A 16,302-nucleotide genomic window follows, 5' to 3' on the forward strand; every position below is an offset into this window, starting at 1 on the left:
ATTACAGAATGTGGCGAGTTGTCGCTCTGCGGTCGGAGCCATGGCGTCCGCTTCTACGGCTGTGTGCCGGGCGGGAGTTGAGGGCCGACGCAGGTCACCGATCGGTATCGGTCGGTGTGTATAGTCGGGCGCCAGAAGTCCCCTACGTCAAGGAAAGACGAGGTCGCGCGGTGAAGAAGCTTCTCCTGGTCGCACTGGCCGCCATCGGCGGGCTCCTCGTGTACCGCCAGATCCAGGCGGATCGCGCCGAGCAGGATCTGTGGACGGAGGCGACTGACTCCGTGCCCACGGGTTCGTGAGTACCGACGACAGTCTCAGTACAGACCCCGGCCGCCCTCGCGGTCGGGGTTTTCGTTGTCCACATGTCTTCGTGTTCCTCCACGTGTCCCCCACAGGAAGCGCTTGCGTCGCCGAAGCGGGGGATGGCGCGGTGGCGGGCGGGGCAGGATGGTCGGGGCTTCGCGGTGTCCGGGGCGTGACGATGCCGGTCCGCGGGAGCCCGGTGGGTGACGATCCAGGGCTACGACGAGGGGTGGCGCGTGATGGGGCGGCGCACGGGGTGGTGGCGCGGCCGTACGGCCTTGACCTGCGTGGCGGTGCTGTGCGCGGTCGCGGTGCTGCCCGGACCGGCGCAGGGGCAGGCGCGCGGCCAGGGGATGGCAGCCGGTACGCCTGATCCGTACGTCTTCGCCGAGGACGCCCAGCGGATCGATGGTGCGCCGAACGCGGCCGAAGCCGTACAACTGACCCCGGGCGAGACCTACAAGAGCTCCGTCCAGAACAACGAGAAGGTCTACTACCGCCTCCAGCTCGACAACGTCTCCAACGCGTACGTCTCGGCCACCGCCCTCCCCGGAACGGGGACGAACGTCGCCTCCTCGGACGGCCTCAAGGTCTCCCTCCAGGACCCCGACGGCCACAGTTGCTTCTCCGGAGACGCCGAGGTAGCCCGCTTCGGGCCCACCGAGAGCCCGCGCCCCCTCACCGCCTGGGCGTCGCGCCGGGCCGGCGGGTACGCCTGCCGGACGGCAGGGACGTACACCGTGGTCGTGGAGCGCACCAGCCGAGCCGATTCCTCGCCGGACGACTGGAGCCTGGAGCTTCAGTACGTGTCCGAGCCCGCCCTGAAGAGGACCGGCCCGACGACCGCCCCCGAGACCTGGAACTCCGCCACCCCCAAGCCCGTCAGCGGCACGCCGAAGAACCGCAGAGGCGGCACGAGCTTCAACGAAGCGCGCGCCCTCGGACAGGGCGTCTGGAAAGACGGCATCCGGGCCGGGCAGACGCGCTTCTACCGGATCCCGGTCGACTGGGGGCAACAGTTCTACGCCACGGCCGAACTGGGCGCGGCCGACGGCGACGGCTTCCTGGGCAACGCCCTCGTCATGTCGCTCTACAACCCCGTGCGCGCCTTCGTGGACGACGCCGACACCGGATACGACGGCACACCGAAGTCGGCCGCCCTGGAGCCGCTGCCGGCGGTCGCGTACGAGAACCGGTACACCGTCGACAACCAGGTCAGCGGGATGCGGTTCGCCGGCTGGTACTACCTCGCCGTGCATCTCGGCGCCGAGGCGGCCGACAAGTTCGGCGACGGGCCGCTCGGGCTGACGCTGCGTGTGCGGGTGAGCGGTGCGGCGGGCGCCGAGCCGGCGTACGCGGGGGTGGCCAGGCCTCGCGGTGTGTTCGACGTCACAGCGGGGGACAAGGGCGCGGCGCCGAGCGGGGCCGCGGCGGCGGACGGACGTGACGGCGGGGACAGCGACACAACGATGAGGCTGGTGGCCGCGGGCGGGATCGGCGCGGGGAGCGTGCTCGTGTTGGGGCTCGGGGTGTGGACTGTGGTCGCCCGGCGACGGGCGGATGGGGCGGCAGCGATGGCCGGCGGTGCGGTCGCGCGGGAGTACGAGCCGCCGCGGGCCCGGTAGTTCGCCGACTCAGGCCGGGGCCTGGCCGACTCGAGCCGGGCTTCGCCGACTCAGGTCCGGTTCTCCGCGACCTCAGGTCCAGGCCTTGCGGGCTCAGATCCGGGCCTCGCGGGCTCAGATCCGGGCCTCGCGGGCTCAGATCTGAGTCAGGGCCCAGAACCCGACCGCGAAGCAGACCAGCGCGAGCAGCAGCACCGGAATCGCCACCTGCGCGGGCGGCCCGGGGCGCCGGAGCGCGCGCCTGCCACGGTGCCGCGCAACTGGTTGCGGCTGAGGCGGAACCTGAACGTCGCGAGCGGTGTACGAACCAGTAGAGGCGAATGCGTGCGGCTGCGACGCGGGGGTCGCGGCCTGGGGGGAGGGCACATGCGTGGGTCCGTACGACGGAGCATGGGCGGGAGCCGGGAGCGCGAACGAGCTGGGAGGAGTGGGGGCCTGCTCGGGCTGTGGCTGCGCTGGTTGCTGGGGCTGATGCGGAGGCGGCAGGTGGAAGCTGCCGGTGTCCGACATCGTGGACTTCGGGGAGGGCTGTGGGGGTACGGCATCGGGGGCCGGGGGAGGCGGTACGGCGTCGGGCGTGGGGGTGCTGTCATGGGGTACGGCGCCCGCGCGGGCCGGAGTCGAGACGGCACCCGTCTGTGGATGTGGCGGCGCGGTGCCGGCGTTGGTGTGCTGAGTCGCGCTGCCGTGGCCAGGGCCGGGGTGCTGAGGAGTGCTGGTCTGCTCACGGTCAGGCGTGGTCGGGAGTGTGCCGCCCGGGCCGGACCCCGCGGGGAGCGGACCCTCCGGGCCGAACCCCGGTGGAAGTGGGCCGAGTTGGTCGAAGATCTCGATCACTTCGTCGTCGGGGCCGGGGTCCTGCAGAAGCTCCCTGGCCGAGGCGAGCGCCTTGCGCGCCCCCGTGGCGGTGCGGAACCGCGCCCGTGGGTCCGGCTGCACCAGGGCCGCCACAACCTGCCACAGCGGCTCCGGAACGCCCTTCGGGGCACCCGGGGTGCCGTGCGCCGCGAAGTACTCGATGAGCGCCTTGGCATCGGGTCTGGCGCCCTCCAGCAGATAGAGGGCGACCAGCCCCACGGCGAACAAGTCGGCGGGGAAGTCCGGCTCCTCACCGAGCAGTTGCTCGGGCGCGAGGTAACCAGGCGTCCCCACCACATAGTTGGTCTCCGTCAGCCGTGGCTCACCCAGGCGCATAGCGATGCCGAAGTCGGACAGCCGCAGCCGCGGGCGGCCCGTTCCGGTCGCCTCCAGCAGGATGTTGGCAGGCTTGACATCGCGATGCACGACCCCCTCCGCGTGCACCGCGGCAAGCCCCGCCAGCAGCTGGTCGAGCAGAGTGCAGACGAACGTCGGCGGCAGGGGACCGTAATCCCCGACCAGATGAACCAGCGAGCCTCCGCCGACCAGGTCCATGGTGAACAGGACCTTGTCGTCGTCGGCCGCCCAGCTGGCGGGAGCAAGCACATGCGGATGATCGATCCGCAGCGCCTGCTCCCGCACGAAGCGCAACAGCGCGTGCGCGTCGCTCTGTTGCAGAACCTTGGCGGCCACATACCGGCGCCGCCGGTGGTCCCAGGCGCGCCAGACCGCACCGACTCCCCCGCGTCCGATCGGATCGACCAGTTCGTACCGGCCGGCGAAGACCTCACCCATGGTCGTGCGTCGCTCCCCCTTCGGCGGTCGGCACGGCGGCCTCATCGAGAGGCCCGGCTGCCGGGCTCCCCGCCTCCAGCAGGATCAACAGACCTACGGCTACGAGGTGTTCGACGGCCGGGCAGCGGGCTCAGCTCTGGTGGGACTGGTAGTGCGCGACCGCCTCGGAGGTGCGACCCGCCCCGTACACCCGGAGGAACTCTGCCAGTTCCGGGTGGCTCGGGGCGAGACTGTCCGCCGCCTCGATGATGTCCCCCGCGGCCGACACGGAGCGCAGCAGCGACTGTATCTCGCGCACCACACGCTTGACCGTGGGAGCACCCGAACTGGTCGACGACTGTGTGCTGTTGTTGAGCACCGAGCCCCCCTGCGACTTCTTGATCTCCTCCATGCGCTCGGTGGCCTCAGCCGCGCTCACGCTGCCGTCGGCGACCTGACCCGCGAGGTCCTGCAGCAACTGCACTCGCTGCACCACCGCCGGGTTGCCGATTTTGGCGCGCTGACCACTCATCAGCTGCGACAACATCGGTGCTGACAGTCCCAATACCCCCGCCAGACGAGCCTGGTTGAGCCCCAGGTCGTCTATGAGCCTACGGAAGAGCGCCCCCAGCGGCTCCCCGTACCAATTCCGCTGCAGCTCCCGCGCTCTTGCGGTTGCTTCCTGCTGTGCGGCGTCCATGCGCGTCTCCCCATCGCTTCGTACCGCGGTTCGCTGAAGCGAACCACGTCGAGCATCTTATGGAGAGTGGTCGTCTGCTGGGACCCCAATCCTTTTGCAGGATCCTGGGGGTAACCCGGTACTCTGGGCTGCGACGCTCTTCCGGGAGAAGATTCTCCCGGCGGACGCGTCCCTTCCGGGGCCTTAGCTCAGTTGGTAGAGCGCTGTCTTTGCATGGCAGATGTCAGGGGTTCGACTCCCCTAGGCTCCACCCCTCTGACCAGCCAGGATGCCGAAAATCGGCCCTGGCTGGTTCACCGTGCCCATCACGAAACCCATCACTACGGTCCAGGGCATGGCTACCCAGCACCGGCAACGAGGCAGCATCCGCCAGCGCAACGGCGTGTACGAGGTGCGCGTATACGCCGGCCTCGATCCGCTGACCAAGAAGCGCATCTACCTCACCGAGACCGCCCACGACCTCACGGCCGCCGAGAAGGCCCGCACGCGGCTACTCTCCCGCGTCGACGAACAGCGCCACCCGAAGACCAAGATCACAGTTGGTCGGGCGATCGACCAGTGGATGGCCGTCGCCCGCCTCGAAGACGACACCCGCGACCGGTACGAGATCGCCATCCGCATGCACCTGCGGCCCGCCTTCGGCACGGTGCAGGCGTCGAAGCTCCATCCACAGGCTGTGGAAATTCTCTACGCCCGCCTCGCGCGCTGCCGTGAGCAGTGCGAGGGGAAACGGAAGGGCAAGGCCGATCCTGAGACCGGGACGGTCCACGAGTGCAGGCCGCTGTCCAACGGCTACCTGCGAAAACTGCACTACATCCTGCGTCCCGCCCTGGAGCGCGCGTACCGCTGGGACTACATCAGCAGCAACCCGATGGACCTGGTCGACGCACCGCCCGAGGACGAACCCGAGCCCGACCCGCCCTCCGACACCGAGGTCGCCTCGGTCCTCAACAGCGCCTGGCAGCGCGATCCCGACTGGGGCACCCTCCTCTTCCTCGTCGCCGTCACCGGCTGCCGCCGCGGCGAGCTGTGCGGCCTGAGATGGATGAACGTCGACCTCGACAACGGCGTCCTGTTCGTACGGCGCGCGACCAACAGGCGCAACAAGCTCAAGAAGACCAAGACCAAGCGCATCCGCCGCATCGCCATCGACCTCATCACCGCGGGCATTCTGCGGGACCACCTGGAGCGCTCACAGAAGCGCGCCGCGGCCTGCAAGGGCAAGATCACACCCGAGAGCTACGTCTTCTCTCTCGACCCCGACGGCAGCGAACCCCTGAAGAAGAACTCCGTCACCCAGCGGTACAGGCGCGAAGCCGTCCGCCACAAGCTCCGCAGCACCCGCCTCCAGTCCCTCAGGGACTACTCCGTCACCGAACTCATCGTCGCCGGCGTCGACCTGCGCACAGTCTCCGGCCGCCATGGCCACAGCACCGGCGCCACCACCCTGCGCCACTACGCGGCCTGGGTCGAGGTCGCCGACCAGCGGGCCGCCGAGATCCTCCCCGCCCGCCTGCCACGCCTCGGCGACGGGCCGCTGGCGGAAGGCGACCTGGCCCCCCGGGAGAAGGTCACCGCCGAGCTCCGCGAGGCCATCGAGGACGGTGTCATGCCGCCCGGCTCCGACTTCCCCACTCTGGAGGACCTGGCCGCCACCTACGGCGTCTCCCACGGCACCGCACACCGCGCCTTCGCTCAGCTCAAGAAAGAGGGCCTCATCGAAGTCAGCCGCGGACGCCGCGCCGTCGTACGCCGCCCCCAGGAGGACACCCCCGATGCCGCGTAAGAGCCCTCTCTGCACTCCTTCCCCCGACCCGGTCGGCGCCGCGTACCGTGAGAGGCGGGACGCGCTACGGATCCGGGAGGCGTACGGCATGAGCGAGCGACAGTGGACGATCGAGACGATCTGCGACGCCCTCGTCGGCCCGGCCGCCAAGCAGCAGTTCCTCGGCGAGATCAACCGAGTCCCGGTCCACGAGATCGTCACGGTCTTCGCCAAGTGGCAGCAGATCGCCTCCGACATCACGGCCGCCGTCGAGCGCGGACGTGAGCTCGCCAGAGCTGAGGCCGAGACCGGCGAGATTCCAGGCGAGTGGATCGACGTCACCGACCGCATCCAGGCCGAGGCCTCTGCCGCCCGCGCCCGCGGCGTCGCCTGATGGCCTTCCGGCTCAAGTACAGCGCCAGCACGGAAGCGGTACACGACGCTATGCCAGCGGCCGAGAGCGAGCAGCTGTCGCTCGCGCTCGCCGCGGCCTGCGAGGACCCGATCGCTGCGACCGAGGTGTATGGCGAGGATGACGGCGTGATGCGCACGATCGTGACCGAGCATGCCATCGCCGTGATCCTGGTCGGCCACATCACCAAGACGCTCACGGTGCTGCAACTTAGAAGCTGTTGTCTTTCCGGACATGATCGATGGGTTTCTGCTGGTCAGGCATAGTGCCGGGGTTCGGTGGCAGGGATGGCGCGTCATGTTGTCCCGGCCGGGAGGGTGCTGTTGATGCCATCGGTGATGGGGTTGTTGGAGGACCAGGAACGTGCTGCCCGGCAGCGGGTGGAAGTACTGCGCGAGCAGACGGACCGGCTATTGGCGGAGTTGCACGAGGCGGAGACGGACTGGCAGGAGCTGGTGATCTCGCAGCGGAGGGTCAGCGGGGTACTGGCCGGGCAACTCCGGGAGAAGGGTCCGGAGTTGGAGCAATCGGTGGCTGTCGCGGCCGAACCGCCGGCGCCCGGACCGGTCGTGAACGCGGAGACGAAGACGCAGGTCGTGGCACCGGCCCGGCCGGGCTCGATCGTGCCGCGGTGGGGGCCGGGGGCCGACGTGCGCGCGCTGGCGGTGGAGCATCAGCGGATCGTGGCGGTGCTGGCCGAGGCGAAGCGGGCGGGCCGGGAACCGATGATCTGCCGGGAGATCGCGGAGGAGTTGGGGATCGAGCTGACCCCTTTGAAGATCGAGGGGGCGGTGCGTTCGCGGGCCCGCCGTCTGGCGGAGCGGGGATGGCTGGTGCGGACGGAGTCCGGCAGGTTCAGCCTCGCGGACGGGCCAGCCGACGCGTCATCAGCCTGATCATCGACCAGTGGATCATCGCTTCGCCGGTGTCGCAGCGGCGCTCGTAGTCCCGGGCGAGGCGACGGGAGTTGAGCAGCCACCCCAGCGTGCGCTCCACCATCCACCGCCTCGGCAGCACCACAAACCCCTTCATGTCGTCGCTGCGTTTGACGATCTGCACCGTGAGCTGGAGCTTCTTCCTGGCCCAGGTGACGAGCTTGCCGGTGTAGCCGCCGTCGGCCCACACCAGGCTGATCTTCGTGAAGCGGGCCCGCAGGCGGGGCCGTAGCGTTCGGGCCGCGTCCCGGTCGGTGATACTCGTGGCAGTGACCATGACCACCAGGAGCAGTCCGAGGCAGTCGGTGACGATGTGCCGCTTGCGCCCGTTGATCTTCTTGCCGCCGTCGTAACCGCGTGATGTGGCCGGCACGGTCGCCGCCCCCTTCACCGACTGCGAGTCGACGATGGCCGCAGTCGGCTCCGGCGAGCGCCCGGCGTCCTCGCGGACCCTGTCACGCAGCCGGTCGTGGAGTTCGGCGGTGAGTCCGCGCTCGCGCCAGCGGCGGAAGAAGGCGTAAACCCGGTCCCAGGGCGGGAAGTCGGCCGGCATCGCCCGCCACTTGATGCCGTTGTCGACGACGTAGAAGATCGCGTCAATCATCTGGCGGTGGCAGTAGGCCTCGGGCTGGCCACCCCGGCCCTCCAGCCAGGTCGGGACCGGAAGCCCGTCCCGGACCTCACTCCACTCGGCGTCCGTCATGTCCGTGTCGTAGGCCCGCGTCCGGTCCTGATGATCGGCCGCGTTCCCGAACCGGTGCGCGAGACAATCGCACACCGAGGGCGCCGAGTTGAACTCCACTGGCAAGGACGCGTAGAACAGCGACAACAGGGTCTCCCTGCACTCGAGTTGGTCTCAGCAACCCTCGTGCTGCACCGGAGACCCTGCCTTCATGCACCCGCCGGCGAAGATCACCCGGCACGGCCCGACATTTCGATCACAGTCGCGCTCATGATCGATAGGGATACAGGTTCTAAGGCGTCACGGCGGCCTGGCTCGAGTGGCTGATGTTCGACCTGAACGGTCATGTAGAGGCCGAGTGACCTCAGCTTGGGAAGCTGCGATCATTGCGGCTGGTTCGGGCGCTGACCTGGTCGAACGAGTGGGCTGCGGACGCACCGGCGGTGCGTGCTTTCACCGTGATTCCCCGCTGTTCCCCGCCCTGTCTGGTGCGCTTGTGGTGCGGTTGCTATGTCCCTCGGTTGCTCGGCTCGGCATGTAGCGCTCGGGGAAGTTGGGATGGTTCTGGTAGGGGAGTGCAAGGTCGAGCAGGTCGTCGCACGGCCAGAGGTCACCGTCGAACTGACAGTCATTACGGTCATCCCAGGGACGCTCCGGGTCGCCTTCGGCCGGACTGAGCGTGTGACGGTTCAGCACGCGTCGCTTGGCCTCGACTTCACGCAGCACGCGGGCGGGGTCGTGTAGGGCCACGTGCTGCGCGATCGCGGGATGGAATCCGGTGAGATCTACTTGGCAGAAGTCGACCGTGTCCCCGCGCGCGGTCCACTTTCCGCAACACCCGGCCCCGTCACAGCGTCGGGCCAGGGCGGCTTCCTCGTCCAAGCGCGCATTGAGGAACGCCACCAGGTCGTTGTTCATGAGGGCATCCTCGACGACGGACCGTGCGCCGGCACGTCGTTTACGACCGTCGCTCTCCTCCAGGACCTGATCAACACGCTTTCCAACTGTGTCGGTGGCCTCAGGAGCCTCGGACGGGGCCGTTCACCTGCGTTCATGGGCGGCCGGTCGCCTGAGCGGCTACCGCCTCCGGTCCCGTCTGAACGTCCGTGAACGGCGCTGAACGGGACGGAAACCGAGACGGACGGCGGGGCCTGGCTCGTTAGTATCTTCGCTGTTGAAGGGGGAGCCATGGCACTGGTCCGCAAAGGATCACGACGGATCGTTGTCGACGGCACGGCTTACCGCTGGCGGCTGCGAGGCAGGCCGACGTACTGCCAGGGGCTGATCTGGACGCCGTGCACGTTCGTGGTCGAGCATGCGGACACCCCGGGGGCGACGCTCGTGGTCACCACCGACCAGCCGCATCCGAGCAACTGGATCGGTTGTGAGGCTGAGCCTGTACTGCCATCTGGTGTTGCCGCGGCTGTTCGGCTTGCCCTGCGTGAGGGTTGGACTCCGACAGTTCCGGGCTCCGCGTTCCACCTCGATCAGTCCGCCGGCTTCACGCCTTCGAACTACTGAGGTTGAACTCGTGGTGTCGTAGGGGCTGACGGCTGGCCGTCGGCCGCGGTATCGCCGGAGGCATGCGGTATCCACAAGGGGGGCGGGCTGACCGCCGAACGGCAGCAGTTTCGTGAGGAGTTACGGCTCCAGGCGGCGGAACGGTTCGCTCGGGGTGAGGCGAACTCGGTGATCACCAAGGACCTGCGGGTGAGCGTCCGTTCGGTGCAGCGGTGGCGGCGGACGTGGGACGAGGGCGGTCCCCGGGCGCTGCGGTCGCAGGGCCGGCATCGTTTCCGAGGCTGAGCGAAAAGCAGTTCGCGCAGTTGGAAGCGGAGCTGGCCAAGGGTCCGGCCGCGCATGGCTGGGAGGATCAGCGGTGGACGCTGGCGCGGGTCAAAACGGTGATCGGCCGGCGCTTCCACCTGACCTACACGATCCAGGGCGTGCGGAAACTCCTGGTCCGCAACGGCTGGTCCTGCCAGGTTCCAACCCGACGCGCTGCCGAGCGGGACGATGACGCGGTCGCCGGGTGGGTCAAGGAGGTGTGGCACCGCGCGGAAGACTCGCGGCGGCTCGTGGAGCCTGGCTCGTCTTCGAGGACGAAGCCGGATTCTCCATGACGCCGCCGCAGGCGAAGCCCTGGTCACAACGCGGACACACACCGGTGGTGCGGGTCCGCGGCCGTTCCCGCAGACGGATATCCATTGCCGCACCGACCTGCTACAAACCCGGCCACCGCTCAAGGCTGATCTACCGGCCACGCAGAGACGACGGCCGACGCGACGGGCGCAAAAGCCTCTCCTGGCGCGACTACCGGGACCTGCTGATCGCCGCCCACCAGCAGCTCGGCGGCCCGATCGTCCTGGTCTGGGACAACCTCAACGTCCACAAAGCCGCCGACCTGCGGCAGTGGGCGGCAGCCCGGGAGTGGCTGACCATCTACTACCTGCCGCCCTACGCACCCGACCTCAACCCCGTCGAAGGCATCTGGTCTCTCCTGCGACGCGGATGGCTCTCCAACGTCGCCTTCAGTACCCCCGAACACCTCGACCAGCGCATCCGACGCGGCTTACGCCTCATCCAGTACCGCAGTCACCTCATAGACGGCTGCCTCGCCGAGACCGGCCTGACCATCGGACCCGCCTGATCAGCGACACGACACCACGAGTTCAACCTCAAGTAGAGGAGTTCGAGAGGCCGATGGAGAAGCAGCCGACCGAAGTCCGTGCGACCCGAGGGGCCCCTCAGGCCGCCATCAGCGCCGCCAGGGCGCGGTCCATTGCGGCGTTGAACTCTTCCGGCGTCAGCGGCAGACGGGACTTGACGTCCCGACTCCACTGGTCGGCGAGGACCTCGGCGGAGCCCGCCTCAACACCGTCGAGCGCCGCGTCGGCCAGGTCCGACGGAGCGATCTTGTCCACGGGCCAGCCCGCCGCCATGTCGGTGTCGGCCAGGCCGAGGTGTACCGCTGTGACGAGCGTGCCCTGTTCGGCGAGCTCCAGGCGGACGCCGTTGGTCATGGCCCAGGCGGCGGCCTTGGTCAGGTGGTAGGCATTGGCGCCCTTGCCCCCGAACCACGACATGGCGGAGAGGACGTTGACGATCGCGCCCCCGCCGTTCCTGGCGAGCGCCGGCGCGAACTCCCGGATCATTCCCAGGTGGCCGAACATGTTGGTCTCCAGCTCGTGCCGCACCGCGTCCAGCGAACCGGTCACCAGGTCGGTCCCCGTACTGATTCCCGCGTTGTTGATGAGTATCGAGACGTCCGGGGCGGCCTCGGCGGCGGCCCTCACGGATGCGGGATCGGTGATGTCGAGGGGCAGCACTTCGACCCCGGGCAGGTCCACGGTCTCCGGTCGGCGGGCCGTCGCGTAGACCTTGCGGGCGCCCCGTTCGAGCAGGCGCTGGGCGAAGGCGCGGCCCAGGCCGCGGTTGGCTCCGGTGACAAGGGCGACGGAGTTGTTGATATCCATGGCCGGTACGCTAAAACCTGACGCTAGCGTCAGAGGCAAGTGCTGGTCGTCAGGCCTAGGGGTGAGAGGAATCACCATGACTGTCACAGTGGCCGCAGCCGAGCGGTTGATCCGCATCGGCGAGGTGGCACGGGGTGCCGGCGTCTCAGTGCGCGCCGTGCGCTACTACGAGCAGCAAGGGCTGCTCATCGCGGAGCGCAGCCCGTCCGGCCAGCGCCTGTACCGGCAGGACGCCATCGCCCTGGTCCGCTTCTTCCAGCAGATGTTCGCCGCCGGCCTCACCAGCCGAAGGATCACCGAACTCATGCCGTGCTGGGACTCCGGGCACACCGACGCCGGGCAACGAGCCATGCTGCGAGCCGAGCGTGAGCGCATCCAGGCCAAGATCGACGACCTGCAGGCCGCCCTGGACCACCTCGACGAGGTCATCGCGATCACGGACACGCACCCGTAGGCGCGGTCGGCCAGACGTCTCATCAGCGATCTGACCTCGCTGTCTTGGTTGTGACGAGCAGTCGTCTCCTCGGCGTGGAGCGTCGGGTGCTTCTTCGCAATCTTGTCGCGCAGCTGTGTCTCCGCCCGCATGTCCTTGGCGATGCCCTGGTGCGTCTGCGCGGCCTGCCGCTCGCGGACCAGCTGCCCGTGGACGAAGGCCAGTTCTTCCCTGGTCTGCTTGTCGATGTCATGAGCGAGCCGGGACGCCCTGGAGCGCATCTCGGCGAGTCTCGCGGTGATGCTCTTGATTTCCTCCGGAGCCTCCTGCAGGGCACCGAGCGCGGCGGCGAAGTCGCTGGAGTGGATGACCTCCCACGCGGCGACCCGGGCGCTGTCCTGTTCGGCACGAGGCGTGGTCACCAGCGCGTCGGCCTGGTCCAGGAGCCTGTGCGCCTCGACGGCGTACGCCTGTCCGCGGGGCTGGCTGCCAGCTCTCTCCTGGGCGATGAGTTCGGCGAGCTGCGCCGCTGCCGTGTCCGCCGCCGCGGCGGCGCGGCCAGCCTCGCGCGCGGTGTCTTCGAGCTGCTGGGCCAGGTCTGCGGCACCGAGTGCGCCGTACGGACGCCGCTTCCAGGACGGGATGGCGAGCCGCTCGTGCTCCTCACGTATCCGGGCCAACTGCTGCTTCTGCTCGTCGCTCAGCTGGAACTGTTTGCGCTCCAGGGTCTCCAGGCGGGCGTCCATCTCCTTCGTCTTCCGCTGGATGTGGGCGACGAATGCCGCAGCCTCCTCCACGTCGCGCGGCGGCCTCTCCATGCCGAAGGCCTCGGCGATCCGCCGGGTCACTTCGTGCGGATTGTGGTCACGCAGGGCCTCGACAGCGGCGGCCACGACGGCGTGCCGATCCGGAGCGGAGGGCGCCTGGGCGGCCAGGTGCCGTTTGTGGGCCTCGCGTTCGGCCTGCTCGACAGACGGAGTGAGAGCCCTCGCCGCGTGTGCCCGGCGCAGCTCGCGCTCGGCGTCCGCGCGGGCCTCGGCGGCTTCACGGTCGCGCTGCAGCGGCAGCTGCGCGGGGGCCGGCGGCTCGTCCAGCAGATCCGAGATCATGCCGTCCGGCCTGGACTGTCCGAGGAACTGCGCGAATGCGGCGATGGCGCGCTGCAGCAGCTCCTTCTCGCTGCGGGCCGTGCCGAGCCGGGCCTGGGTCTGCTCGTCCTCGAGGACCGCGAGGGGCAGCCAGAGGTGGTTGGCCTTCTTGGCACGGCTGATGCCGGGGTAGGTGGCGAAGGCGTTCGCGCCGTGCCCGTACAGCAGCGACGTGTTGCAGGTCAGACTCTGGCTGGCCACGGCCGCCAGCAACTCCGCGCGGCTGAAGGACTTTCGGGCCTTGGTCAGCCCGGTCCTGGGATCGAACACGGTGGCGGCGAGGTCGGTGGGCGGGGGTATTCGTGGTCCTGGGCCGGACCCGTCGGTGTCTGCTGGGCCGTCCGGGCCGGGCGGTCCGGGAGCGGCTGCCGCCACCAGCACATCGACGTCGATGCCCATTTCCTCAGCCCGTCGGCGCCAGCTGTCGCGCATCGTCGTGGCGTCGGCATCGAGCTTGTCGCGCTTGGCCGCCATCGACACCGCCGCCTTCTCCTGGCGGCCGGCGTCGGTGCCGGCCTGCTCGTCGACGAGGGCGGCCCGGCGCGAGAAGGCGTCGCGCAACTCGGCGGGGATGCCCACGATCTCCCAGGCCCCGGTGCGCTCGTTGCGCTCGCGCCGGACGCCGAACCGCTCGTACAGCAGGGCGCGGACCCGGGCCTTGAAGTAGGCATCCGCGGCGCCGGCGTGCGCGTGCAGGTCGTTGCCGGAGTTCGCGATCGAGCGCCACGTGCCGTCCTCGCACAGCCCGAGGTTGGCGATCGTGACGTGCAGGTGTAGATGCGGGTCGCCGGGCTCCCCGGCCCGGACCGGGCGTGCGCTCTGGTGCTCGACCGACCACGCCAACAAGCCCCCGATCGCCAGCCGTACGGGCTCGCCGTCCTCGCTGCCGACCGCGTAGCCACACCACCGTTCGATCTGGCCGAAGGTGTCCCGCTTGGCCTGATGGACGAGCGCGCGTAGCTCCTGCTCGTCGAGCAAGTCCATGAGGCCCTGCAGGATGCTGTCGGACTTCGGCAGGTCGAAGACGAAGTCCCAGCCGCGGACACGGCTGTCGACCCGCATGTCCTTGTGCGCCCAGGCGTCGGCGAGTTCCTTCTCGCTGTAGATGTCGGCGAGGGAGAGGCCGACGGCGCGGACCAGCTTGTGGAGCGTTTCCACCTGCATCCGGTGCCGCTCGCCCTGGCGGTGCACCATCCGCTGCATCCGCTCCAGGACGCGCTGCTGCTTGGGCTTGCCCTCCAAGAGGGCGGCAGGGTCCATGCCCTGCTTCTCGGCGGCCTCCACGATCGCCTCGACCACCCGGGCCGTGGTCAACTGCGCCTTCGGATGGGCATGGACAGCGGTCCGAGTGGTGATCAGGCGGGCGCCGGTCGCCGGGTGACACCCGTTCATCAGCCGGCGCGCCGCGTTCCTGCCTTCCTCGTCCAGGACCTCGCCCTCGGCCAGGCCGACCGCCCCCAGCCCGGAGCCCATCCACACCAGGGGAGCGCCGCCCTCCGATCTCAGCCGGTAATCGACGGCCGCATCCTCGCCGTCGTCGATGACGACGGTCTCCTCGGCGGACGACTCGACCACGGCACAGCCGGCCTGCTGCCGCAGCCGGTACTCCACCTGTGCGTCCGCGATGATCCTCGTCAGCCACGCCATCCGCGGCCCCCTTGCGGCCGCCGCGCCGGGCGCTCCTTCGAGTCTGGCGGTTCATCTTCCTCTTCCAGAGCGGTCACTCTTGCGGCCAGCTCCGCGACCTTGCGCTCCAAGTCGTCGAGACACGCAAGGGCCGCCGTCCACTCTTGGTTGGGCATCAAGTCCACCTCCGTCTTGATCCCCTGAGGCTGACTGAGCCTGCAAGCGCGGAACGGCGGGGAGCGTCGAAATACCCGCAGGGCGGGAATCTTTCTTCCCAACTTCCTGCCAGGCGGGAACTCGGCCCCTGAACAACTCGATGTCGCTGGCCGGGAGAAGACACCCAGCACCTGGGCATATACCCGTCTCAGCTAATACTCCAGCCGTAGTTATGGATCTTGGTGGGCTGCCATCGACAAGCAGCCGAATACGGGAAAGCGGGCGGAGTGAGTACTCACTCATTGACGGAGTGAGTACTCACTCCGTACTCTCGCGTCATGACAGCACCCAAGGAGAACCAGACCACCCGCCGCCGCGCCCCCGGCATGTCGCCGGAACAGCGGCGCGCGATGATCATCCAGACCGCGATCCCGCTGATCGCCGAGTACGGCGCCGCGGTGACGACCGCGAAGATCGCCCGCGCCGCGGGCATCGGCGAGGGAACGATCTTCCGGGTCTTCGCCGACAAGGACGAGCTGCTGCAGGCCTGCATTGCCGAGGCGCTCTCCCCCGAGCACGCGGTCCGCGAGCTCGGCGCGATCGACGTATCCCAGCCGCTGCCCGACCGGCTCGCGGAGGCGGCCGAGGCGCTGCAGGCGCACATGGACCGGATCGGCGCGATCCTCGGCTCGCTGGGGCACCGCGGCGGGAAGCATCCCGGCACGGTGCGCGGCGCGGGCCGCGACGAGTCGATGACCCGTACCCGCGCGGCCCTCGCGGAGCTGCTGGAACCCGACAAGGCCGCCCTGCGCCGGCCGCCGGAGCAGATCGCGGCCCTCTTCTTCGGGCTGCTCTTCACCCAGCCGCGTACGGAGGACGAACCCGACCTGACCCCGCAGGAGCTGGTGGAGGTCTTCCTGCACGGGGCGCTCTCGGGGGGCGCCGAGTGAGCGCGCGGAGAAGGCGCCTGGGGGTAACGGCCCTGGCCGTCCTGGCCCCCGTCCTGGTGTGGCTGGTCGCGGACCCACTGCTGGGGCACCGGCTGCGGATCGCCGACGGCGAGCAGACGCTCGACATCGGCGCCGTGCCCGTGGCGGTCGTCGCACTGCTCACGTCGCTCTCCGGCTGGGGACTGCTGGCCGCCCTGGAGCGGTTCGGGGCGCGGCGCGCCCGCGCCATCTGGACCGGGGTGGCCGGCGCCGTACTGGCCGTTTCCTTCCTGCCGTTCATCGGCGACGGCATGGACGGCGGCACCCGGGTCTCCCTCGCTCTGATGCATCTGGCGGTGGCGGTGGTGTTGGTCCCGGGGCTGGGCGGCAGATCCCCCGGGGCGGGAGCCGGTGCCGCCAGGGGGTGACCGCCAGCTGAGTCCACCCGCATCCAGCTCGCCCTGCGCCGGGCGTGGTGTG

The 16,302-nt window shown here is 69.5% G+C and carries 13 protein-coding genes, 1 tRNA gene and 3 pseudogenes; 11 read left to right on the top strand and 6 right to left on the bottom strand.

Translation table 11 applies throughout. The annotated features are described in order from the left end of the window. Positions 1-170: 170 nt before the first annotated feature. Positions 171-299, top strand: a complete 129-nt coding sequence (locus OP79_RS56420) for a DLW-39 family protein (protein ID WP_003999697.1) — start codon at positions 171-173, stop codon at positions 297-299. 207 nt (positions 300-506) lie between these two features. Continuing rightward, a complete protein-coding gene (locus tag OP79_RS18325; RefSeq protein ID WP_245685357.1) occupies positions 507-1,928 on the top strand; it encodes a hypothetical protein in 1,422 nt (473 codons plus the stop codon). 135 nt (positions 1,929-2,063) lie between these two features. Here the strand turns inward: OP79_RS18325 and OP79_RS18330 are convergent, their stop codons facing one another. Then, positions 2,064-3,581 carry a serine/threonine-protein kinase gene (locus OP79_RS18330; protein ID WP_033321317.1) on the bottom strand — a complete coding sequence of 506 codons (1,518 nt, stop codon included), beginning with the start codon at positions 3,579-3,581 and terminating at the stop codon, positions 2,064-2,066. 130 nt (positions 3,582-3,711) lie between these two features. Further along, positions 3,712-4,260 (bottom strand): helix-turn-helix domain-containing protein, encoded by a 549-nt coding sequence (locus OP79_RS18335; protein ID WP_033321318.1) that lies wholly within the window; start codon positions 4,258-4,260, stop codon positions 3,712-3,714. A 177-nt stretch (positions 4,261-4,437) separates the two neighbouring features. On the opposite strand from OP79_RS18335, the gene OP79_RS18340 reads away from it, so the two are divergent. The 4 genes from OP79_RS18340 to OP79_RS18355 all read left to right on the top strand — a co-directional run bounded on the left by OP79_RS18340 (position 4,438) and on the right by OP79_RS18355 (position 6,703). Continuing rightward, a tRNA-Ala gene (locus tag OP79_RS18340) sits at positions 4,438-4,510 on the top strand. Positions 4,511-4,594: 84 nt separating this feature from the next. Then, positions 4,595-6,046, top strand: a complete 1,452-nt coding sequence (locus OP79_RS18345) for a tyrosine-type recombinase/integrase (protein ID WP_169786204.1) — start codon at positions 4,595-4,597, stop codon at positions 6,044-6,046. Positions 6,047-6,134: 88 nt separating this feature from the next. Beyond that, positions 6,135-6,419, top strand: a complete 285-nt coding sequence (locus OP79_RS18350) for a hypothetical protein (protein ID WP_033321359.1) — start codon at positions 6,135-6,137, stop codon at positions 6,417-6,419. Continuing rightward, on the top strand, positions 6,419-6,703 hold the full coding sequence (locus OP79_RS18355; RefSeq protein ID WP_051744729.1) for a hypothetical protein: 285 nt from the start codon (positions 6,419-6,421) through the stop codon (positions 6,701-6,703). The genes OP79_RS18350 and OP79_RS18355 overlap by 1 nt, the downstream gene beginning before the upstream one ends. 481 nt (positions 6,704-7,184) lie before the next feature. Here the strand turns inward: OP79_RS18355 and OP79_RS18365 are convergent. Together OP79_RS18365 and OP79_RS51800 are read right to left on the bottom strand one after the other, a co-directional pair. Continuing rightward, a pseudogene (locus OP79_RS18365) lies at positions 7,185-8,075 on the bottom strand (IS5 family transposase); the annotation flags it as partial. A gap of 432 nt (positions 8,076-8,507) precedes the next feature. Next, positions 8,508-8,972 (bottom strand): DUF6221 family protein, encoded by a 465-nt coding sequence (locus tag OP79_RS51800; RefSeq protein ID WP_245685359.1) that lies wholly within the window; start codon positions 8,970-8,972, stop codon positions 8,508-8,510. A 270-nt stretch (positions 8,973-9,242) separates the two neighbouring features. Between OP79_RS51800 and OP79_RS18375 the strand changes: the two genes are divergently transcribed. Then, complete coding sequence (locus OP79_RS18375) at positions 9,243-9,575, top strand: hypothetical protein (protein WP_033321320.1); 333 nt, start codon at positions 9,243-9,245, stop codon at positions 9,573-9,575. Between the two features lie 62 nt (positions 9,576-9,637). Continuing rightward, positions 9,638-10,704 (top strand): annotated as a pseudogene (locus OP79_RS58550) (IS630 family transposase). A 97-nt stretch (positions 10,705-10,801) separates the two neighbouring features. On the opposite strand, the gene OP79_RS18390 reads toward OP79_RS58550, so the two are convergent. After that, positions 10,802-11,530 (bottom strand): SDR family oxidoreductase, encoded by a 729-nt coding sequence (locus tag OP79_RS18390; protein WP_033321322.1) that lies wholly within the window; start codon positions 11,528-11,530, stop codon positions 10,802-10,804. Positions 11,531-11,606: 76 nt separating this feature from the next. Here OP79_RS18390 and OP79_RS51805 point away from each other — a divergent pair, with 76 nt between their 5' ends. Beyond that, positions 11,607-11,984, top strand: coding sequence for a MerR family transcriptional regulator (locus OP79_RS51805; RefSeq protein ID WP_078491861.1), 378 nt, complete (start codon positions 11,607-11,609; stop codon positions 11,982-11,984). A gap of 1,532 nt (positions 11,985-13,516) precedes the next feature. Here the strand turns inward: OP79_RS51805 and mobF are convergent. Next, a pseudogene (gene mobF, locus OP79_RS57035) lies at positions 13,517-14,758 on the bottom strand (MobF family relaxase); the annotation flags it as partial. Positions 14,759-15,231: 473 nt separating this feature from the next. Here mobF and OP79_RS18400 point away from each other — a divergent pair. After that, positions 15,232-15,843: a TetR/AcrR family transcriptional regulator gene (locus OP79_RS18400; protein ID WP_033321324.1), complete on the top strand. Its 612-nt coding sequence runs from the start codon at positions 15,232-15,234 to the stop codon at positions 15,841-15,843. Then, positions 15,840-16,250, top strand: coding sequence for a DUF6069 family protein (locus OP79_RS18405; protein ID WP_033321325.1), 411 nt, complete (start codon positions 15,840-15,842; stop codon positions 16,248-16,250). Before OP79_RS18400 ends, OP79_RS18405 begins: the two co-directional genes overlap by 4 nt. Positions 16,251-16,302 lie beyond the last annotated feature (52 nt).

This window comes from Streptomyces yerevanensis (assembly GCF_000716805.1).
Classification (GTDB): domain Bacteria; phylum Actinomycetota; class Actinomycetes; order Streptomycetales; family Streptomycetaceae; genus Streptomyces; species Streptomyces flaveus.